Annotated in this window: 16 protein-coding genes; 13 read left to right on the top strand and 3 right to left on the bottom strand. The window is 45.9% G+C overall.

Annotated elements, in window-relative coordinates:
* Window positions 1–88 precede the first annotated feature (88 nt).
* The 8 genes from EUBC25_RS06070 (at window position 89) to EUBC25_RS06035 (ending at window position 10,715) form a co-directional block, all read left to right on the top strand.
* Window positions 89–1,699, top strand: a complete 1,611-nt coding sequence (locus EUBC25_RS06070) for a mannitol dehydrogenase family protein (protein WP_230107274.1) — start codon at window positions 89–91, stop codon at window positions 1,697–1,699.
* Window positions 1,700–1,825: 126 nt separating this feature from the next.
* A complete protein-coding gene (locus EUBC25_RS06065; protein WP_230107273.1) occupies window positions 1,826–3,964 on the top strand; it encodes a C1 family peptidase in 2,139 nt (712 codons plus the stop codon).
* Between the two features lie 2 nt (window positions 3,965–3,966).
* The gene (locus EUBC25_RS06060) at window positions 3,967–5,595 is read left to right on the top strand and encodes a phosphotransferase (protein ID WP_230107272.1); all 1,629 of its coding nucleotides are present in this window, start codon (window positions 3,967–3,969) and stop codon (window positions 5,593–5,595) included.
* A 2-nt stretch (window positions 5,596–5,597) separates the two neighbouring features.
* Window positions 5,598–6,254, top strand: coding sequence for a sugar O-acetyltransferase (locus EUBC25_RS06055; RefSeq protein ID WP_230107271.1), 657 nt, complete (start codon window positions 5,598–5,600; stop codon window positions 6,252–6,254).
* 144 nt (window positions 6,255–6,398) lie between these two features.
* A complete protein-coding gene (locus EUBC25_RS06050) occupies window positions 6,399–7,412 on the top strand; it encodes an ABC transporter substrate-binding protein (RefSeq protein WP_230107270.1) in 1,014 nt (337 codons plus the stop codon).
* A gap of 62 nt (window positions 7,413–7,474) precedes the next feature.
* Window positions 7,475–8,413 carry an ABC transporter permease gene (locus tag EUBC25_RS06045; protein ID WP_230107269.1) on the top strand — a complete coding sequence of 313 codons (939 nt, stop codon included), beginning with the start codon at window positions 7,475–7,477 and terminating at the stop codon, window positions 8,411–8,413.
* Window positions 8,414–8,426: 13 nt separating this feature from the next.
* On the top strand, window positions 8,427–9,221 hold the full coding sequence (locus EUBC25_RS06040) for an ABC transporter ATP-binding protein (protein WP_230107560.1): 795 nt from the start codon (window positions 8,427–8,429) through the stop codon (window positions 9,219–9,221).
* 78 nt (window positions 9,222–9,299) lie between these two features.
* Complete coding sequence (locus EUBC25_RS06035) at window positions 9,300–10,715, top strand: site-specific DNA-methyltransferase (RefSeq protein WP_230107268.1); 1,416 nt, start codon at window positions 9,300–9,302, stop codon at window positions 10,713–10,715.
* A 16-nt stretch (window positions 10,716–10,731) separates the two neighbouring features.
* On the opposite strand, the gene EUBC25_RS06030 is transcribed toward EUBC25_RS06035, so the two are convergent.
* From EUBC25_RS06030 to EUBC25_RS06020, 3 genes are all read right to left on the bottom strand, one after another.
* Window positions 10,732–11,715, bottom strand: coding sequence for a hypothetical protein (locus tag EUBC25_RS06030; protein ID WP_230107267.1), 984 nt, complete (start codon window positions 11,713–11,715; stop codon window positions 10,732–10,734).
* Between the two features lie 122 nt (window positions 11,716–11,837).
* Entirely contained in the window at window positions 11,838–12,953 is a 1,116-nt protein-coding gene (gene glgD / locus EUBC25_RS06025; RefSeq protein WP_230107266.1) for a glucose-1-phosphate adenylyltransferase subunit GlgD, read from the bottom strand.
* 1 nt (window position 12,954) lies between these two features.
* On the bottom strand, window positions 12,955–14,094 hold the full coding sequence (locus EUBC25_RS06020; protein ID WP_230107265.1) for a glucose-1-phosphate adenylyltransferase: 1,140 nt from the start codon (window positions 14,092–14,094) through the stop codon (window positions 12,955–12,957).
* A 225-nt stretch (window positions 14,095–14,319) separates the two neighbouring features.
* On the opposite strand from EUBC25_RS06020, the gene EUBC25_RS06015 reads away from it, so the two are divergent.
* The 5 genes from EUBC25_RS06015 (at window position 14,320) to EUBC25_RS05995 (ending at window position 21,033) form a co-directional block, all read left to right on the top strand.
* Complete coding sequence (locus EUBC25_RS06015; protein ID WP_230107264.1) at window positions 14,320–15,189, top strand: sulfite exporter TauE/SafE family protein; 870 nt, start codon at window positions 14,320–14,322, stop codon at window positions 15,187–15,189.
* Between the two features lie 327 nt (window positions 15,190–15,516).
* A complete protein-coding gene (locus EUBC25_RS06010; RefSeq protein ID WP_230107263.1) occupies window positions 15,517–16,683 on the top strand; it encodes a CD0519/CD1768 family membrane protein in 1,167 nt (388 codons plus the stop codon).
* Between the two features lie 250 nt (window positions 16,684–16,933).
* Window positions 16,934–17,422: a MarR family winged helix-turn-helix transcriptional regulator gene (locus EUBC25_RS06005; RefSeq protein WP_230107262.1), complete on the top strand. Its 489-nt coding sequence runs from the start codon at window positions 16,934–16,936 to the stop codon at window positions 17,420–17,422.
* Entirely contained in the window at window positions 17,415–19,148 is a 1,734-nt protein-coding gene (locus tag EUBC25_RS06000; protein WP_230107261.1) for an ABC transporter ATP-binding protein, read from the top strand. Before EUBC25_RS06005 ends, EUBC25_RS06000 begins: the two co-directional genes overlap by 8 nt.
* A complete protein-coding gene (locus EUBC25_RS05995; RefSeq protein WP_230107260.1) occupies window positions 19,141–21,033 on the top strand; it encodes an ABC transporter ATP-binding protein in 1,893 nt (630 codons plus the stop codon). Before EUBC25_RS06000 ends, EUBC25_RS05995 begins: the two co-directional genes overlap by 8 nt.
* The last annotated feature ends 22 nt before the right edge of the window (window positions 21,034–21,055 follow it).

Below are 21,055 nucleotides of genomic sequence, written 5' to 3'. Positions count from 1 at the left end.
GAGGAAGTGTATTGACTCTTAAATGGTATGGATTTATAATACCATTAAGAAACGGTATGATAGACAAAAGGAAGAAGGAGAAGAGGCTATGAAATTGACATTGGAAGGGTTAAAAGACCGTCAGTCGTGGGAGAAGGCAGGAATTACCTTGCCGTCCTATGACGCTGCAGCAGTTGCCGAGGCGACCAGACGAGATCCGGTATGGGTACATATGGGAATCGGAAATATTTTCCGTATTTTTATCGGAGGAATTGCAGACCAACTGCTTGAGGAAGGCCTGATGGACCGGGGGATCACATGCGTTGAAACATTTGACTATGATGTGGTGGATAAGATTTACGATCCGTTTGACAACCTGGCTTTGAGTGTGACGCTTCACGGCGATGGAACAACAGACCGCAAAGTGCTGGGTTCTCTCACAGAAGCCATCAAAGCACAGTCTTCTGATGAGAAACAATGGGAGAGAATGAAAGAAATTTTCCAAAATCCCGGACTTCAGCTTGTGTCTTTTACCATTACAGAAAAAGGATATGCGCTGAGAAATGCAGAGGGAGCTTATTTTAGTTTTGTAGAATCGGACATTGAGAACGGACCGGACAAGGCGGTGAGCGCTATGGCAGTTGTAACAGCGATGCTTCTGGAACGATATAAAAGTGGAAAAGCACCTCTGGCCCTTGTTTCCATGGATAACTGCTCCAAGAATGGATCCCGGCTTCGCGGATCTGTTTTGGAAATGGCGGAAGAATGGAAAAAGAGAGGATTTGTAGAGGAAGATTTTATTGCATATGTCAGTGATGAAACAAAAGTCTCCTTCCCGTGGACGATGATCGATAAGATTACGCCGCGCCCCAGCGAAAAAATTGCAGAGGAGCTGGAGGAGGCCGGTGTGGAAAACATGCAGCCGGTCATCACATCGAAAAAGACCTATATTGCTCCGTTCATTAATGCAGAAGGACCGCAGTACCTTGTTGTGGAGGACAGCTTTCCTAACGGACGTCCGGCGCTGGAGAAGGCCGGAGTGTATGTGACAGACCGCGATACAGTGAATAAATCGGAACGAATGAAAGTAACAGTGTGTCTGAATCCGATCCATACGGCGCTTGGACCATACGGATGTATGCTGGGATATGAACTCTTTGCCGATGAAATGAAAGATCCGGATATGCTGGAGCTGGCAAGACAGGTAGGCTATGTAGAGGGGATGGCAGTTGTTCCTGATCCTGTGATCCTGTCTCCGAAAGCTTTCCTTGATGAATTGATGGAAGAAAGATTCCCCAATCCGTATCTGGGAGATACCACGCAGAGACTGGCGGTAGATGTTTCACAGGGGATCGGTATCCGTTTCGGTGAAACGATCAAATCTTATATGGAGAAGTACGGGGATGCGAAAATGCTGAAAGCCATTCCGGTAGCCATTGCCGGATGGGTGAGATATCTGCTGGCTCTGGACGACGAAGGCAAATCGATCGAGCTGGCTCCGGATCCGATGGTACCGGAACTTAGAGAGCAGATGTCCACCATCGTATATGGTGAGCCGGAAAGCCTGAAAGATCAGCTGAAAGGAATCTTATCCAATGAAGTGATCTTCGGCGTGAATCTGTATGAGGCGGGAATCGGCGAGAAGATCGAGCAGATCATCCGGGAGGAGATCGCCGGACCGGGATCCATCAGAAAAACGGTGCAGAAATATTTGGCGTAACTTAAACCGGACACGGGGGTTTTTGAAAAAAACCCCCGTTTTCTTTTGACAGCTTCCTGGTTATCAGGTATAGTGAAATTATATACAATTCAGGGGTAAATTGGAAAATAAGTGAGGAAAGGTGAAATGAAAAAGAAAAAAATATTCCGGGCACTGCCACTAATGATGGCGGGGATATTGTGTGCGTCAACCGCGTTACCGGTCTCAGCGGATGAAGGAGAGGACGCCGTCAGACTTTTTAGGGAGGACAATGATTTCGGACGGGCGCCTCTAAGTGAAGAGCAGGAAAGGATGTTTCAATATCCGGAGCTTCCGGCAGTGAGTACGAATGCGCTCTTTCCGGAGAAATTTGATCTTCGGGAAGAGGGGGATGTTACGCCGGTCAGGGATCAGGGAATCTGGAATACCTGCTGGACATTCGGCATCCTGTCGGCAGCGGAGGGAAATCTTCTCCGGGAATATGATATAGAAACGGATCTGTCCGAGCATCATCTGGCATGGTTCACCTGGCAGCCGGAAACTTCCGGTTCCCAGGCGGGTGAGGGCATCAGCGTGACAGGTCATCCTCTGATGTACGGAGGGCATATGTATTATTCGACAGCAACGCTGTCTGCATGGAAAGGAGCGGCGCTGGAGGAAGATATCCCCTATACGGACAGTGATGGAGAAGCCTATAATCCTGATGGGGATTGGTCTGTGGATGAGAGCAGGCGATATGATTCGTCTTATCAGTTGAGAAATATAAATTTCCTTCCGAATCCGACGGTGATAACAGACACCGGGGAATATCTCTACCGCCCGCAGGCGACAGAGATCATAAAAAGCGCTTTGATGGAGACCGGAGTATTGGATGCAGGATACTATATGGACGGAAGCCGTCCTGAATATGCAACGGAAGATTATTTTAATTATGATACGGGAGCGCAATACGCAGATCAGCATAAAGAAGCAAATCATGAGGTCAGCATTGTAGGATGGGATGATACGTATCCGGCTGAGAATTTCAAGATCCGGCCGGAAGGCGACGGCGCCTGGATCGTAAAAAATTCCTGGGGAACCGGGTGGGGAAGCGGAGTTGGCGGCAATTGGGGCGGAGAGGGCTATTTTTATATGTCCTATTATGACAGAAGCCTCTGTGATGTCAATCAGGTCAGTGTTGTGCCGGAAGAGCAGGGGAATGATCATAATTATCAGTATGATTACCTGGGGACTGCCAGTTGGTGGAATTTTTATAACGACGACGGTTCCCTGCGCCGGGAGGCAAATATATTTGAGGTGCAGGGCAATGAACAGATAAGCGCTGTTTCAGCGGCAACAAATGAGGCGAATATGACGGTGACAGTGGATATCTATAAGCTGGGACCGGAGGCGGACAGTCCGGAAGACGGACAGAAGGCTGCCAGCCAGGAAGTGTTTTTCCCGTATACAGGCTATCATGTGATCGAACTGGAAGAACCGGTAATGTTAAGGGCCGGAGAGAAATTTGCAGTTGTTCTGACAAAAACAGGTACAGATGGACTTACGTGGACAAGTGTGGAAGCTGGATATGAATATAGTGTAGCAGGCATGACGTACACGTCAAAGATAAATGAAGGTGAAAGTTATATTTTCTTAAATGGGAAATGGGAGGATATGATCACGGCCAAAGAGTCCATGGAAAAAGAAATGGAGGAATCTTTTGGGCGGCAAGTAGAGGTGGGAAATGTTCTGATCAAGGCATTTACGGATGAAATCCCGGCAGCGGAACTGACTTCCTTAAAGATAGAAGGATTTGATGCCAACGGACAGCCGGCAGGCGAAGGATTGGAAGTGGGTCCGTCGGAAACACAGATTACCATTCCGGCGGACATGGAGTATGTTTCTTTTGAGGCGGCTGTGCAGCCGGATGGCGGAACAGCGGAAATAAAAGTGGGCGACAGAGTGATACAGCCCGGAGAAAAAATTTCCCGGATGGAACTGAAAGGGGCAGAAATAACAGTTACCACTGCAGTTCCGGGAGGGATCGGAAACACTTATACTTTTACAGTTGACGTATCCGATACAGCTCCGTCCGGAGGAAACGGGGAAGATGGAAAGGACGATGGCCAGGCTTCCGGCAGCCCCAATGGAGAGAATACGCCGGTTCAAAATACAAACACAGTGCAGCATGTAAAGACTGCGCCAAAGACAGGAGACAGTCAGGGAATGATGACTGCGGTATATGCAGCAGCGCTGCTCAGCAGCGCCTTTGCTGCAGCGGCAGCAATACGCAGAAAAAGGAGATAGCAATGAAACGGTTATTGATTTTGGGAGCCGGCGGTTTCGGCCATATGATACAGGAAACAGCTCTTATGCTGGGGTATGAAGAGGCGGTATTTTTAGACGACGCCGTAAGAGATAAGGATGTTGTGGGGAAATGCTGCGATTACGAGAGCTTTCTGGGGAAATACGACATGGCGGTAGCGGCTCTTGGAGATAACAATATGCGTCTTTACTGGACAGAAAAGCTGATGGAGGCCGGATATGAAGTTCCGGCTGTGATCCATCCGTCTGCCGTAGTAAGCCCCAGCGCCGTGATCGGAAAAGGAAGCTTTATTATGCAGAGAGCCGTTGTGAATACCCATACCGTGATCGAGCACGGCGTGCTGGTAAACAGCGGAGCTGTGATCGACCATGATTCCTATGTGGGATGCGGGGCGCACATCGGCCTTGGCAGCGTGGTAAAGGCAAACTGTACGATCGGTTCCAGAGAGAAGGTGGAAGCCGGGGAAGTGATCTTTTCTACAAGAAGAAAGATTGACGGCGTAGATGACCGGAATCTGGAGGATGCAGTCTATGCCTTTGGTTTCGGAAACAGATGCAGCTACGTAAAACCGTTTGGCGCCGGGCATATCAATGAGACATATGCAGTATATATGCCGGGGGAAGATGGAGATGAGCTTTCCTATGTCCTTCAAAGGATCAACAGCAATGTATTCAAGGATCCCCAGGGCGTGATGGAAAATATTTTCGGCGTGACAGAATATTTGAGAAATGTGATACGCCAGGAGGGAGGAGATCCGGACCGGGAAACTTTATCCTACATTAAGACAAAAAGCGGATGCAATTATTTTGAGGACAGTACAGGACAGCCATGGCGGTGCTATAACTTCATCCCGGATTCCGAATGCTATCAGCTGGTGGAGGAACCGGAGCAGTTCTATCAGTCCGGCAGCAGCTTCGGACATTTTCTGAAACAGCTTGGAAATTACCCTGCCGACCGGTTGAATGAGACGATCCCGGATTTCCACAATACAGTGAAACGGTTCCGGGCTTTTGAGACAGCTCTTCAAAGAGATCTGAAAGACAGAGCGGCTTCCTGCCGGCCGGAGATCCGGTTTATTCTGGAAAGGGAGAAGGACTGTGAGGTTCTGGTAAAGAAACAGGAAGAAGGCGTTCTTCCGCTTCGTGTGACCCACAATGACACAAAGCTTAACAATATTTTGTTTGACAGCAAGACAGGAAGGGGATTGTGTATTATCGATCTTGATACCATCATGCCGGGACTTGCGGCAAATGATTTCGGGGATTCCATCCGCTTTGGGGCAGCCACGGCAGAAGAAGATGAGAAGAACCTGGATCTGGTACATTTTGACCTGGAGCTTTACGAACTGTATGTCAAAGGGTATCTGAAAGAGACAAGAGATGTTCTTACAGAGGAGGAGATCAGAAGCCTTCCCTGGGGGGCAAGATTGATGACATTGGAATGCGGCATCCGTTTTCTGACGGATTACCTGCAGGGAGATACTTATTTTAAAACCGATTACCCGGAACATAATCTGGTGAGGGCAAGAACACAGTTCCGGCTGGTAGATGAAATGGAACAGCACTTTGACGAGATGGAAAAGATCATACAAAAATATGCAGCAGGAGAGTAAGAATGAATCATATAGAAAGAAGAAATGCACAGCTTCCTTATATTTCCGATGATTCAGTCATGGAGGAACAGAAAGTATGCAGAAGAATCCTTCAGAAACTGAATTTTGCAGATCGGTCAGATTTTGATACGCTGGCAGAGATTGTAAAAGAGCTGCTGGGAAAATCCGAGAATGCGTTTATTAATCCGCCCTTTTACTGTGATTATGGGAAAAACATAGAAGTAGGGAAAAATTTCTTTGCCAATTACAACTGTACCATCATTGATGTGGCAAAGGTGAAGATTGGAGATAACTGTCAGTTCGCACCTAATGTTTCCATATATACTGCAGGACATCCACTGCATCCCGTGGCGAGAAATTCCTTATATGAATATGGAATTGAGGTGACTGTGGGAGATAATGTGTGGATCGGCGGAAATACTGTGATCATGCCGGGAGTGCATATAGGGAGCAATACCGTGATCGGTGCGGGAAGCGTGGTGACGAAAGATATTCCCGACTGGGTCGTGGCGGCAGGAAATCCCTGCAGAGTCATACGGGAGATTACAGAAGAAGCTTTTGAATATTATTACAAGGACAGAAAGTTTGATGAGGCGGCTATGGAAGAAATCCGCCGCTATCGGGAGGAGACAGAAGCCTGCCGTCACTATGAGAAATAGTGGCGGCTTATTTTTTTACGGTGGTATTTCTGATTTATTGCTTGACATCTGAAAATCGCGGGCGTATAATTCAACACATAAAGGCTTCAACGCGGTAAAGTTTAAAACTTTGGCGCAAGAAAGTGAAAAGAGAGGTAAGAGACTATGAAAAGGAAAAAGGCAGCAGCAATACTTATGGTTATGGCAATGACAGCATCTCTGGCAGCCTGCGGAAGCGATTCTTCTTCTGGCAGTACATCATCGGACAGCCAAAGTGCGGATTCAGGGAGCGATGAAACATATACGATCGGTATCTGTCAGCAGATGGAACATGACGCTCTGGATCAGGCAACCTTAGGATTCCAGGATGCATGTAAGGAAAAATTCGGAGAAGACAAGGTGGAATTTGATGTGCAGAATGCCCAGGGTGAGCAGGCTATGTGCAGTACCATTGTAAATGGTTTTGTCTCTTCTGATGTGGATCTGATTCTTGCAAATGCAACATTGCCGCTTCAGACGGCGGCGCAGGCAACCAGTGACATTCCGATCCTGGGAACTTCTGTTACTGACTATGCAACAGCATTGGGAATTGAAGATTGGACGGGAGCGACAGGAGTTAATATTTCCGGTACCTGTGACCTGGCTCCGATCAGTGAACAGGAAGATATGCTGACAGAGCTTTTCCCGGATGCAAAGACAGTGGGAATTTTATACTGTTCCGCTGAATCTAATTCCAAATATCAGGCAGAGCTTTTTGAGAAGGAGCTGGAGGCAGACGGGATAGAATACAAAGAATATACAGCGGCGGACTCTAATGAGATCCAGTCTGTGACACAGAGTGCGGCAGAGGAATGTGATGTTATTTATGTGCCGACAGATAATACAATGGCGGCAAATACTCAGATTATCAATAATATCTGCCTGCCCGCAAAAGTTCCGGTCATTGCCGGAGAACAGGGAATCTGTTCCGGATGCGGTGTGGCAACCCTGTCCATCAGCTACTATGATATCGGATACAGAGCCGGTGAAATGGCATATGAGATTCTTGCAGAGGGTGCAGATATTACTGCAATGGAAATTGAATCTGCTCCGGAAGTAACAAAGATGTACAATGCGCAGATCTGTGAAGAACTGGGCGTTGCCGTTCCGGATGACTATGAGGCCATCGAGACAGAATAGGATGGCGGAGCAGTCAGAAATGGCAGAATAAAAATGACGGACGAAAAGAGAGGTAAAAGACAATGATACTGGATTATTTTCTTTCCCTGGATCCCATGGCGTTTTTTCGGGCGATGCCAGGGACGGCAGCACAGGGGATCATATGGGGAATTATGGCGCTTGGCGTATATATTACCTTCCGCATTCTGGATTTTCCGGATCTTACGGTAGATGGTTCTCTGGCTACAGGCGCCGCTGTAGCGGTCATGCTCATACAGGGAGGAATGCATCCGGCTGCAGCATTGCTCTTTTCTGTCCTGGCGGGAATGGCAGCCGGGCTTGCAACAGGAGTTTTGCACACGGTTCTTGGGATTCCCGGCATCCTCGCCAGCATTTTGACCCAGGTATCCCTGTATTCGGTGAATCTTGGCATTATGGGAAAATCCAATCAGGGGATCGGCCTGACACAGCAGAATCTTGTAGCCTCTTCCCGGTATGTGACAGGAGAGGACAGTTGGATTTTCTTCGTAAAACTTATTGTAGGCTGCCTTGTACTGGTGGCAGTGATCTATTGGCTCTTTGGCACGGAAATGGGCGCTTCCATCCGGGCTACGGGATGTAATCCACAGATGGCGAGGGCTCAGGGGATCAATACGAATTTTATGAAGGTGCTGGCTTTGATGATCTCCAACGGGCTGGTAGGACTCTGCGGCGGTATACTGGCTCAATATCAGGGGGCGGCAGATGTCAACATGGGTCGTGGAGCGATTGTCATAGGCCTTGCAGCTGTTATTATCAGTGAGGTTATTTTCGGAAAACTGTGTGCGGGCAAAAAGATTGCCTTTGCCTATACTCTGACAGCGGTTTTTGTAGGTGCGATCCTGTATTACGTGGCATATGCACTTGTATTGTGGCTGAAGATGCCTTCGGATTATATGAAGCTTTTCTCCGCTTTGGTGGTGGCCGCATTCCTGGCAGTACCATATCTGAAAGAAAAACGCTCAGTGAAGAGGAGGGCTTAAAACTATGGGATACATGCTGGAGATCAAAGAAATTTATAAGACATTTAATAAAGGGACAATAAATGAAAAAGCGGCGCTCACAGGAACAAGCCTGAATCTGAATCCCGGAGATTTTGTGACGATCATCGGAGGAAATGGAGCCGGCAAGTCTACTATGCTCAATGCGATAGCGGGTGTGTGGAATGTGGACTCCGGAAATATTATTGTAGATGGTACGGACATTACACGGCTTCCGGAGCATAAAAGAGCGGTGTATCTTGGAAGAGTATTTCAGGATCCGATGACGGGGACTGCCGCTACGATGTCCATTGAAGAAAATATGGCTATTGCGGCTCGCCGGGGAGCAAGAAGGGGGCTGCGATGGGGAATCTCAAGAAAAGAAAGGGAAAACTATAAAGAGCAGTTGAAAGAACTGGATCTTGGACTGGAAGAGAGACTTAGCACCAAAGTGGGACTTCTCTCGGGCGGCCAGAGGCAGGCGGTAACTCTCTTAATGGCAGCTATGAAAAAGCCGAAGCTGCTTCTTCTTGATGAACATACCGCAGCGCTGGATCCGAAGACAGCAGCCAAGGTGCTGGACATTTCCGATAAAATAATAGAGGAACATCAGTTGACAGCGCTTATGGTGACCCATAACATGAAGGACGCCATTGCGCATGGCAACCGTCTGATCATGATGCATGAGGGACGGATTATATATGATGTGTCCGGAGAGGAGAAAAGGAATCTTCACGTATCGGATCTTCTGGCAAAATTTGAGGAAGTGAGCGGTGATGAGTTTGCCAATGACAGGATGATGCTGTCTTAAGGAAACTCTTTCACATTTTTATAAAAATTTGTTATACTGTACCTACAGTGTTACTATTCACAGCAGAAGGAGTACATTATGACAAATCTGTCCGGTAAAAAGCGTCAGCAGATGCTGGAATTTTTAGAAAAAATCAAAGAGGGACTTTCGGATGAGACTTCACTGTCTACAGTTCGCGATATTGAAGAAGAACTGACGACAAGGAAGTACGGACTGGTCTGGGAAAAGCATGAGGAGCGGATTGACCAGGAAATGCAGACGAAAGTTCCTGTTTTTACTGAGATTAAAGAGCGAAGGATCAGTATGGCCGGGCGGGAGGACGGATACCATTACCTTTTGGAGGGAGATAATCTGCACAGCCTAAGGCTCCTTGGAGAAACATGCAGGAAAAAAGTGGACTGCATTTATATTGATCCGCCCTACAATACAGGAAACAAAGATTTTATTTATGATGACGCTATTGTGGATGAAAAGGACGGTTTCCGGCACAGTAAGTGGCTTTCTTTTATGTCAGAAAGACTGGAAGCGGCAAAAGAACTGCTCGCCGACAATGGTGTAATCTTTATCAGCATCGATGACAACGAAGTATATGCTCTGAAACTGCTCTGCGACGAGATCATGGGAGAGCAGAATTTTGTTACAAATATTATATGGCAGAAGAAAACAGGTGCGTCTGATGCAAGAGGGATTGCCACCATTACAGAATATATCCTGGTCTATGTAAAGGATATCCGGAGGGCAGACCAGATTTTCGATAAAAATTACCAGGCCTATGACAGGAAGCGTTACCGTTTTACAGATGAATACGAGGAGGAGAGAGGGCCTTTTTACTATGACTCACTGGATCGGGGAAGCGTAAGATACAGCGACGCTTTGAATTATGCCATCGAAGCTCCCGACGGCACACCTGTTTATCCCAACGGGCGTACAGAGTTCGCGCGGGATGGGTGGACGTGGAAATGGAGCAGGGAGAAAGTGAAATGGGCCAGGGAAAACGGATTTCTGGAAATTATGCCTTCTTCAAGAAAGGAAAACGGCTGGGCAGTCCGCTATAAAATTTATCTCAACGTGGATAATGAAGGAAATCCCGTAGAGAAATGCGCGCCCTACAAAAATGTGATCCAGACTGTGCTCAACGCAAATGCCGCAGCGGATATCAAGCGTATTTTTCAGGGGGAAACGGTATTTAAATATTCCAAACCGGTAGAACTGATAAAAATACTTTTGCGGTATCTGAAAAAGAAGGACGCTCTTGTACTGGATTTCTTTGCAGGAAGCGGAACCACAGGACAGGCAGTTCTGGAACAGAACCGCCAGGATGGCGGAAAGCGCCATTTCATTTTGTGTACGAACAATGAAAATCACATCTGTGAAGAGATTACTTATATAAGATTAAAGAGAGTGATAGAAGGATACAGGATGAAGGATGGCGGGAAGGTAGAAGGCATTCCCGCCAATCTGAAATATTTCCGTACAGATTTTGAAGAAAAATGATAAATGAGGAGAAGGATCAGTCTCCCGGGCTGCAGTCAATAAAAGACTCTATCAGGGAATGTAAAGAGGGAAGGTTTTCCTCTTCTGCAGAGACAGGCAGGGGAGAGAAAAAGCGGGAGCAGGTAAGATAGTCGCCATGTACCCCGCGATGTCCTTCTGCCTGAAGACGGCGAAGGCGCTCTGCCTCCGTCTCATTTATACCCCGGATATCCCAGAAAGACACCTGTCCTGCTTCTGTGACAGGGATCCCATCATGCTGGAGAAGCCAGAAACAGGCTTTCAGACTGCGGGCAAAGGCAAGCTGATTCCGGTAATTGTTTTCATCGTCAATATAGGGACGCCACTTGGGGATGGGCGGATTGGAAGAACGTTTGATCTCGATCAGAGAACAGTTTGTTCCGCTTTTGTCAAAGAGGATTCCATCACAGTCCTGCTTGCGGATATGGGCGGATAAAAAGCAGCGGCTCCAGTAATGAAAATAATCGTGAATGCTTTTATTTTTTTCCTTTCCGGTGCCCTGATCCTGGAAATTTACATCCAGAATAGAATAAATCTCGTTCTTCAGCTCTTTGCCCGTCAAAAATTTTGCTTTGGGTTCTTTCAAATTCCAAACATAAAAACGAACATCTTCCAAAGGATATGCTTCCAGCGTCTTTTCCCATTGATCATCACTGTATGCAGGAAGTGTCGGATATGCGATAAAAATGCAGGGAAGGTCCGCGCGGTATGAAAGCAGCCGGAAGATCCTGAAAAAGGCGGCAAAAGGAGAGTTCCCGTCAAAATCCGCATAACTTTGATTCAGAGTGTCGGTGATCATTCCTTTTGTAAGATTCGGATTAGGAGAGAGGGGATCATAATCCACTCCCACATTCAAAGAAAGAAAGCCGGGAATGATCTGTGAATCCCGGGTTGTTCCCCACATAAGGATGTCCCCGCTTCCGGAGCCGGGGATATAATAAGGAGAGTATTTCTGTGTAAGATATTGGTTTAACTGATCCATGATCTGTCAGCCTCTCTTTCCAAATTTGTATGTATATCCAGTTAGATAGATGTATTATAACAGAAAAAACAGCAGAAAAATATCCCCACCGGAATATAATTAGGATTCCGGCGGGGATATTTTCAGATTTTATCATCTCTTCGGATATATCCCGGAGATGCGGGATCAGCGATGATCTCCTTTACATGGGTAATCTGTGCGTGTTTGTCTGCAACAATATTTTCTATATGAGCTCCTTCGCCCACTAAAACATCAGGAAGGATAACGCTGTTCTTGACAACGGCGCCTTTCTTGATGACGCATCCGCGTCCGATAATGGAATTTTCGATCGTTCCCTCGATCAGGCATCCGTTGGATACAACGGAGTTCTTTACGTCTGCACCTTCAAAATACTGAGTCGGGCAGGAATCATTTGTGCGGGTGTAGATCGGCCACTGGTCATCAAACAGGCTGAGTGCTGTCTTGAAATCGATCAGAGAGATATTTGCATCATAATAGCTCTTGAAATCGGTAATGGCTGCAAAGTATCCGCGGTGGGAAACGCCGCGCACATCCAGTTCTTCACAGGAGGCGTTGACAATGTCTGCCAGACTGTACATGGAAGAGGTCTTATGCGCTTTGTTTATCAGCTCAATGAGCAATTCCTTTTTCATAATATAAGTATCCATGAAAATGTGGCGGTTTTTGGCAGTTCCGCGGTTCATTTCCAGAGAAAGGACACCTTTCTGCCTGTTCAGGTTCACAGTGTTGCAGTTCAGGAATTTTTCCTTGGCGTCATCAGTAGAATGATAGAGCAGCGTGATGTCAGCGCCGGAATCAATGTGAGTCTGAAGCAGTGTACTGAAGTCCTGGGCGTAGATCATATAACTGGGCGCAATGACAACGTAAGGGCAGTGTACCTGTTCAATGCATTCCATATTTTCCTGGAACGCTGCAATGTCGTTGTTGTAAATATCATGATCCAGACCGGTCTCCGAAAACAAAATGTGGAGTCTTCCGCGCTTGGAATTAATATTATAATGACGGCCTGTGCCAAGATGCTCAGTCAGAGAGCGGGGCTTACGGCGAATGTATACCTGAATCTGGTCAATACCGCTGTTGCTCATGTTTGAGATCGGAAAATCAATGACACGGTATCTTCCGAGAAAGGAAAAAGCGCCGACGGGGCGATAAGGCTGCAGACCTTCTACCCAGATATGGTTTCCGGAAAAGTTTACAATACCAAATGCTTTATTCATACTATTCAACCCCCTTTACACGTTTGGCTACAAGCTCGATGTGTTCGCTGTCAGCGCTTCCCACAACGGCTTCCCTGCCGATCTTCACATTGTCAGCAACCAGTGCGCGCTGTACAACGGCTCCTTCTGCCACCTCTACTCCGGGCATCAGAACACTGTCGATGATCTTTGCGCCGGCGCCTACTCGTGCTCCGGTGAATAATACAGAATTTTGAACCATTCCTTCAATGATGCATCCCTGGTTAATGAAGGCCTCTTTGATCTCGGCATCCGGTCCGATATACTGTGGAAGCGTTGTGGCATCTTCTGTATAGATCTTCCAGGTGGGATCGTTAAGATCCAGTTCGTTGTTCTTGTCCAGCAGATCCATATTTGCTTCCCAGAGCGAATCAATTGTTCCAACATCTTTCCAGTAGCCTTTAAACTTATAGGCGTACAGGTTTTTCCCTTCTTTTAACAGAGTAGGGATGATGTCCTTGCCGAAATCGTGACTGGAATCAGGATTTTTCATGTCAGAGGTAAGCATTTTGCGAAGCAGTTTCCAGTCAAAAATATAGATTCCCATAGATGCAAGGTTGCTCTTAGGCTCTGCCGGTTTTTCCTGAAATTCAACGATACGTCCGTTTTCATCGGTATTCATGATTCCGAAACGGCTCGCTTCTTTCATCGGAACTTCAATGACGGCGATCGTAGCATCGGCACCGCATTCCTTGTGGTACTGAAGCATTTTTGCATAATTCATTTTGTAAATGTGATCTCCGGAAAGAATCAGAAGATAGTCCGGAGAGAAGGTATCTACAAAATCAATATTCTGCGAGATCGCATCGGCAGTACCCCGGTACACATCCAGATTTGCGTCCGCCTTTTCACGGGGCGGAAGAACATAGACGCCGCTGTTTTTTGCATCCAGTCCCCAGCGTCTTCCGGCAGCTACATAGCTGTTGAGCAGAATGGATTCATACTGTGTAAGAACTCCTACAACATCGATTCCACTGTTGGCACAATTACTGATTGGAAAATCAATGATTTTGTATTTACCACCATACGAAACGGCAGGCTTTGCAACTTTGTTGGTTAGCTCGTGCAGTCTTGTACCACGGCCGCCGGCTAAGATCATGGCTAACATATTATCTTGTTTCATATATGCGCCCTCCTCCTTTGTGTGATACTTCTATTATATATTCCAGAGCGGTTACTTTCCATGATTTTGTGCGAAAAAATCTGAGAAATTTCTAAAATAATCTCAAAAATATTAAGAAATAGAAGAATATAAAAATAATGCTTGACATATTTTTAACAAAAATAGTATAATAAAGTTATATCTTTTGTATAAAATATACAAAGAGGTTGCAAAGGAGGGAATTTTATGAGTGCAGCAACGATATTACTTATTATCATGTGGGTATTCGCAGCGGTATTTTTTGTAGTGCTGGTGAAGGATGTGGTAGCCCACAAAGATGAACTTGACAAGAGCAAAATGGGGTACAATGTGATTGTCAGTATGATCGCTAACTTTTTCGATACGCTTGGAATTGGAAGTTATGCGATTGCTACATCAGCATGGAAGTTCAACAAGGCTGTTGATGATGACCTGATTCCAGGTACGTTAAATGTAGCATTCGGTATTCCTATCTGTGTGGAAGCCACTATCTTTATCCAGAGGATTGATATGGATCCGTTGACTCTGGTTCTTATGATTGCAGCATCTATTGTCGGCTCAGTGATCGGAGCCAGAATTATTTCCCGGCTTGACATTATGAAAATTCGTGTTGTGATGGGTGTCGCACTTATTTTGGTGGCAGCTATTACTCTTTGCAAGATCAACGAAGTAGGACCTTTCGGTATCCTTGGAACAGCAAGAGGACTGACAGGCGGACTGCTGGCAGTGGGTGTCATTGCTAATTTCATTCTTGGTATTCTTATGACAGCAGGGATCGGACTCTATGCACCATGTATGGCTATCGTTCTTCTGCTCGGTATGAGCGCTGATGTGGCATTTCCTGTTATGATGGGATCCTGCGCATACCTTTGTCCGGCATGTGGTATTACGTTCATCAAGGAAGGCAAATACAACCGTGCGTCCACGATACCTATGATCATAAGCGGCGCGATCGGCGTACTGATCGCCGGATTTATCGTTACATCGCTTCCGCTGACAGTACTGACATATCTGGTCTGCGTTGTCATGGTAATCTGTGCAGTAATGTTCTTCCACGATGCGAAGAAGAGAGGTTAAGATACCGCTTCGGTTCTGTCCGGAGCCGGCAGGATATCACAGAAAATGTAAGAGATAAATATGAGAGTTCCGCCTGCGGAGTTCCGCAGGCGGAACTCTTTTCTTGGTTGGACAAAAAATTTCACTCCCTATCGAATAAAACGCTTTGAGGGATGCGCACTCGCGCGAAATAGAAATTTGCAGACAGGCGGTTGAAAAAATAAAAAAACTGCAGAAATGATTTTAGGGACATGAAAAAAGAAGTTGCAATTTACAGAAAATTAGTATATGCTAATCAGGACTAAGACAAAAGATTGTCTTAAAATTAACAAAGAAATGGAGAAGAGTATGGAGAAGAGATACAAAAAAGCGGTCAGTTTGGAGGCCTTCATTTTCCTGGTGATCTTTCTGCTGATATTTGGCGGCATTGCCATGAAAATGGGCGGGGCAAACATGATGCAGACATTGATGGCTACCGCATACGAGCTTTTGATAGACACAGTATTTAATATCATGGCGATTGCGGTTATTGCAGGAGCTTTGTCCGGAGTATTGTCTGAATTTGGAGTTATTGCCCTTTTGAATAAAGCGATCACTCCGCTGATGAAGCCTTTGTACAACCTGCCGGGAGCGGCTTCTGTTGGAGTCATGACAACATATCTGTCCGATAATCCGGCGATTCTGGGTCTTGCAGAAGACAGAAACTTCCGGCGTTATTTTAAAAAGTTCCAGCTGCCGGCGTTGACGAATCTTGGGACAGCCTTTGGTATGGGGCTGATCGTCACAACATTTATGCTTGGAATCAATGCGCCGGGAGAAAATCTCGGACTGGCTGTTTTGATCGGAAATCTTGGGGCGATTATAGGAAGTATCGTCAGCGTAAGGATCATGATGATCTTTACCAAGAAAGAATTTGGAGTTACAGAATATTGTATTCCGGCTAAAGAAGGAGAATCTCTTGACGATTTCCTGAACCAGCGCGAAGTGCGGGGCGGAAGTGTAGGAGGACGACTTCTGGAGTCTCTGCTGGACGGAGGTAAAAATGGTGTTAACGTGGGTATGGCTATCATTCCGGGAGTGCTTGTAATCTGCACCATCGTAATGATGCTGACAAACGGTCCTTCTGCAGACGGAACATACACCGGAGCCGCATATGAAGGAGTAGCGCTGCTTCCATGGATTGGTGAGAAGATTGACTTCATTTTGAAACCTTTGTTTGGTTTTACTTCTGCTTCTGCAGTGGCAGTTCCGATCACGGCTCTTGGAGCTGCCGGAGCGGCAATTGGCCTTGTGCCGGAGATGGTAAGCACAGGCATTGCCCACGCAAACGATATTGCTGTGTTTACGGCAATGTGTATGTGCTGGAGCGGATATTTAAGCACACATGTCGGCATGATGTCTGCCCTGAACTGTCCGCATATGACAGGAAAAGCTATCATCAGTCATACGATCGGCGGTCTGTGCGCCGGAGTTGCAGCAAACTTTATTTTTCAGCTTGTCGGCATGATCATGTAACTGTGTGACGAATGCAAAAATTTTACAGAGTAAAACAGCGGGCTGCTGTGCCAGTGATGGCGCGGCAGCCCGCTGTTTCTTATTCAACAGAACTCTTTGTTTTTCAACAGGAAACTTTGTCCCAAATTTCTTACGGCAGATTTTACAGAAACCATGTTGACAATTTTGTGAAAAGTTCATATACTACTATATTGTTAGCTACCAAATTGTTAGCTACAGAACAATTATGAAGGAAAGGAACGGAAGGAAAATGGGAGAAGATGCGGGAAAGTGGATCAGCCGTGTTTCCCATCAGCTGAAAAGACAGATGTCCTATGAAGAGGACGCGGAGGAAGAAAGAGAACTGACTAATATGCAGAAACATATTCTGCATTTTATTCTGTTAGAAGGTTTGAACAGGGATCTTTTTCAGAGGGATCTGGAAAAGGAATTTAAAGTAAGAAGATCCACGGCAACAGGAGCGCTGCAGCTTCTGGAAAAGAAGGGATATCTATACCGTGAACCAGTGAAGGAAGACGCCAGGCTGAAACGAATTGTGCCGACAGAAAAGGCCCTTCAGCTGCGATCAAAGCTTCTTAAGAATATCAGAAGGAGGGAAGCACAGATCAGAGAGGGGATTCCGGCCGATGATATGGAAGTTTTTATCCGGGTTCTGAAGCAGATATCCGAAAACCTTTCTTCGGGGGAAAGGGCGAAAGAAAACGATATGATATATAGAAAGGAAGAGTCAGATGAATAGGAAATTACTGAAATCTGTGCGGGAATATAAGAAACAGTCATTTATCACTCCGGTTCTGGTGGCGCTGGAAGTTCTGATGGAAGTTCTGATTCCGCTTTTAATGGCTAACATCATCGACATTGGAATTATGGAAGGAAACATGCCATACATTATCAAAATGGGGATTCTTCTTGTTGTGATGGCAATGCTGGCTTTGCTGTTCGGAGCGTTGGCAGGGAAAATGGGGGCAATTGCATCCGCGGGATATGCAAAAAACTTGCGTCACGATATTTTTTATAAAATCCAGGAGTTTTCCTTCGGAAATATTGATCATTTTTCAACCTCAAGTCTCGTGACCAGACTGACGACAGATATTACAAATGTGCAGATGGCATATATGTTTACAATCCGTCTTTTGGCCAGAGCACCGATCATGGTTGTTTTGTCGTGGATCATGACTGCGACCATTAATCTGAAGATTGCATTTTGTCTACTTGTTACAATACCGGTCCTTGGAGGAATTTTGATTTTTATCGCAAAAAAAGCGCATCCTCATTTTATTCAGGTGTTTGATGAGTATGATGTGCTGAATAATACCGTGCAGGAAAATGTAAACGCTGCAAGGGTCGTGAAAGCTTATGTAAGAGAAGAACACGAAAATGAGAAGTTCCATAAAATTTCCCTCAAGGTATTTGACCTGTTTACAAAGGCGGAGAAGATTGTCGCATGGAACTCTCCGGTTATGCAGTTTGTTATGTATACGGTTGTTCTGCTGCTTGTTTTAATTGGAGGAGAAAATATTGTAACCGGAAATATGCAGACAGGAGAGCTGACGAGTATCATGGTATATGCCATGCAGATCCTGATGTCGCTTATGATGGTATCCTTTGTATTCGTTATGATCATGATTGCGGAGGCATCTTCGGATCGTATCAAAGAGGTATTGGAAGAAGTTCCGGAAATGCGGGATAAAGAAGATGCTCTGACAACTGTGGAAAATGGAGATATCGACTTCGAACATGTGAATTTCAGTTATGCCGGTGAGGATGGAAATTTATCTTTGAAGGATGTTAACCTGCATATTAAGAGCGGGCAGATCGTCGGCATCATCGGCGGTACCGGAAGCGCGAAGTCTACTCTGGTGCAGCTGATTCCCAGACTTTATGATGTGACGAGTGGTTGTGTGAAAGTGGGCGGACAGGATGTGCGCCGATATAATCTGGAGAAACTCCGTGATCAGGTATCCATGGTGCTCCAGAAAAATGTGCTTTTTACAGGAAGTATTTATGAAAATATCAGGTGGGGCGATGAAAATGCCAGTGATGAAGAAGTACAGAGAGTTTGTAAACTGGCACAGGCAGATGGCTTTATCAATGAATTTCCGGCTAAATACAATACAATGATTGTGGAGGGCGGAAATAACGTTTCCGGAGGACAGAAGCAGAGACTTTGTATTGCAAGAGCTCTTTTGAAAAAACCGAAGATCCTGATCCTGGATGACTCTACCAGTGCGGTTGACACAAGGACAGACGCATTGATCCGCCAGGCATTCCGGGAGGAAATTCCGGATACTACCAAAATTATTATTGCACAGAGAATCTCTTCTGTGGAAGATGCGGATGTGATCATTGTTATGGATAATGGAGAGATCAATGGTATCGGAACATCAGAAGAATTGCTGAAGAACAATGCGATTTACAGAGAAGTATACGAATCACAGGTGAAAGGAGGAGAGGAAAATGAGTAATAGAGGCGGAAAACCGACGGTGACCAAAAATACATTAAAAACAGCAAAAAGACTTCTCGGCTATGTGACGAGTACGTATAAAGTACAGTTTGTACTGGTGCTGATCTGTATTTTGATCAGCTCTATTGCCAGCATTTCCGTATCCCTGTCACTGAAATTTTTGCTGGATGATTACATTATTCCGTTGATAGGAAATCAAAATCCTGATTTTACGGAGCTGTATACAGCTCTTGGCGTACTGGCTACGATTTTTGCCTTTGGCGTACTGGCTTCCTTCCTGTATACAAGGCTGATGGTTGTCATAGGGCAGGGCGTGCTGAAACGAGTGAGAGACGAGATGTTTGAGCATATGCAGACATTGCCGATCCGATATTTTGATCAGAATACAAACGGATCTATCATGAGTCTTTATACAAATGACACGGATACTCTGCGCCAGATGATCAATCAGTCGATTCCACAGGTTCTGATGTCGGCGCTTATGATCGTTGTTACATTTATTGCTATGCTGGTATTGAGTCCGATTCTGACAATTCTGGCGGTTATTATTATTGTACTGATGATTGCCGTTTCCAATAAGATCGGAGGAAACAGCGGAAAGTATTTTATCCGGCAGCAGCTGGATCTTGCCAACATTACCGGATTTGTGGAAGAACGCATGAATGGACAGCGTGTAGTAAAAGTGTTTAATCATGAGAAAAAATCAGAAGAAGAATTTGATGTTTTAAATGAGAAGTTGTTTGAGAGCGCATCCAATGCACATACCTTTGCCAGTATCATGGGGCCGATCATCGGAAATATCGGAAATCTTCAGTTTGTGCTGACAGCGGTGCTGGGAGGTTTCCTTTCCATTATGGGAATCGGAAATATTACACTGGGCGTGATGGCTTCCTATCTGCAGTTCACAAAGAGTTTTACACAGCCTTTCATGCAGGTGGCACAGCAGTTCAACTCTATTATCATGGCGCTGGCAGGAGCAGAGCGTATCTTTAATATGATGGATGAGGAGCCGGAGGTTGATGAAGGATATGTAACTTTAGTCAATGCAAGAAAGAACGAAGACGGCACCATTGAAGAGTGCGAAGAGCGTACCGGAATGTGGGCGTGGAAACATCCCCATCAGGCAGATGGAACCGTTACTTATACGGAATTGAAGGGTGATGTACGGTTCTTTGATATGTCCTTTGGATATGAGCCGGATCATATGGTTCTTCATGATCTGACCCTTTATGCGAAACCGGGACAGAAGCTTGCGTTCGTAGGTTCAACCGGCGCAGGAAAAACAACGATCACTAACCTGATCAACCGTTTTTACGATGTACAGGATGGAAAGATCCGGTACGACGGCATTAATATTAATAAGATCAAAAAAGCCGACCTGCGTCATTCCCTTGGAATCGTACTCCAGGATACCCATCTGTTTACCGGAACAATTATGGAGAATATCCGTTACGGAAAGCTGGATGCTACAGACGAAGAAGTATACAACGCTGCAAAACTGGCCCATGCAGATCAGTTTATCAAAATGCTTCCTCAAGGATATGATACCATGCTTACCAGCGACGGCGAAGAACTGTCACAGGGACAAAGACAGCTTCTGGCAATTGCCCGGGCGGCAATTGCAGATCCTCCGGTATTGATCCTGGATGAAGCGACCTCCAGTATCGATACACGTACCGAGAGCATTGTGCAGAAAGGTATGGATAACCTGATGAAGGGAAGAACTGTATTCGTTATCGCCCACAGACTGTCCACCATCCGCAACAGCAACGCGATCATGGTACTGGAACATGGCCGTATCATCGAAAGAGGGGACCATGAGGAACTGATCGCACAGAAAGGGACCTATTACCAGTTGTACACCGGTAAGCTGGAGTTGTCGTAAACAGTTTAGCCCGGGGTGTTTT

Source organism: Claveliimonas bilis, from assembly GCF_020892095.1.
Classification (GTDB): Bacteria; Bacillota; Clostridia; order Lachnospirales; family Lachnospiraceae; genus Claveliimonas; species Claveliimonas bilis.
The sequence above is the reverse complement of the archived record's forward strand: the minus strand, read 5'-3'. Positions and strand labels throughout refer to the sequence as shown.

Excerpts from the sequence above, each read along its gene's own strand:
- EUBC25_RS06060 (WP_230107272.1), top strand. The coding sequence starts at position 3,967 with ATGAAACGGTTATTGATTTTGGGAGCCGGCGGTTTCGGCCATATGATA.
- EUBC25_RS06020 (WP_230107265.1), bottom strand. The coding sequence starts at position 14,094 with ATGAAACAAGATAATATGTTAGCCATGATCTTAGCCGGCGGCCGTGGT.
- EUBC25_RS06045 (WP_230107269.1), top strand. The coding sequence starts at position 7,475 with ATGATACTGGATTATTTTCTTTCCCTGGATCCCATGGCGTTTTTTCGG.
- EUBC25_RS06070 (WP_230107274.1), top strand. The coding sequence starts at position 89 with ATGAAATTGACATTGGAAGGGTTAAAAGACCGTCAGTCGTGGGAGAAG.
- EUBC25_RS06065 (WP_230107273.1), top strand. The coding sequence starts at position 1,826 with ATGAAAAAGAAAAAAATATTCCGGGCACTGCCACTAATGATGGCGGGG.
- EUBC25_RS06030 (WP_230107267.1), bottom strand. The coding sequence starts at position 11,715 with ATGGATCAGTTAAACCAATATCTTACACAGAAATACTCTCCTTATTAT.
- EUBC25_RS06010 (WP_230107263.1), top strand. The coding sequence starts at position 15,517 with ATGGAGAAGAGATACAAAAAAGCGGTCAGTTTGGAGGCCTTCATTTTC.
- EUBC25_RS06050 (WP_230107270.1), top strand. The coding sequence starts at position 6,399 with ATGAAAAGGAAAAAGGCAGCAGCAATACTTATGGTTATGGCAATGACA.
- EUBC25_RS06040 (WP_230107560.1), top strand. The coding sequence starts at position 8,427 with ATGCTGGAGATCAAAGAAATTTATAAGACATTTAATAAAGGGACAATA.
- EUBC25_RS06000 (WP_230107261.1), top strand. The coding sequence starts at position 17,415 with ATGAATAGGAAATTACTGAAATCTGTGCGGGAATATAAGAAACAGTCA.
- EUBC25_RS06015 (WP_230107264.1), top strand. The coding sequence starts at position 14,320 with ATGAGTGCAGCAACGATATTACTTATTATCATGTGGGTATTCGCAGCG.
- EUBC25_RS05995 (WP_230107260.1), top strand. The coding sequence starts at position 19,141 with ATGAGTAATAGAGGCGGAAAACCGACGGTGACCAAAAATACATTAAAA.
- glgD (WP_230107266.1), bottom strand. The coding sequence starts at position 12,953 with ATGAATAAAGCATTTGGTATTGTAAACTTTTCCGGAAACCATATCTGG.
- EUBC25_RS06055 (WP_230107271.1), top strand. The coding sequence starts at position 5,598 with ATGAATCATATAGAAAGAAGAAATGCACAGCTTCCTTATATTTCCGAT.
- EUBC25_RS06035 (WP_230107268.1), top strand. The coding sequence starts at position 9,300 with ATGACAAATCTGTCCGGTAAAAAGCGTCAGCAGATGCTGGAATTTTTA.
- EUBC25_RS06005 (WP_230107262.1), top strand. The coding sequence starts at position 16,934 with ATGGGAGAAGATGCGGGAAAGTGGATCAGCCGTGTTTCCCATCAGCTG.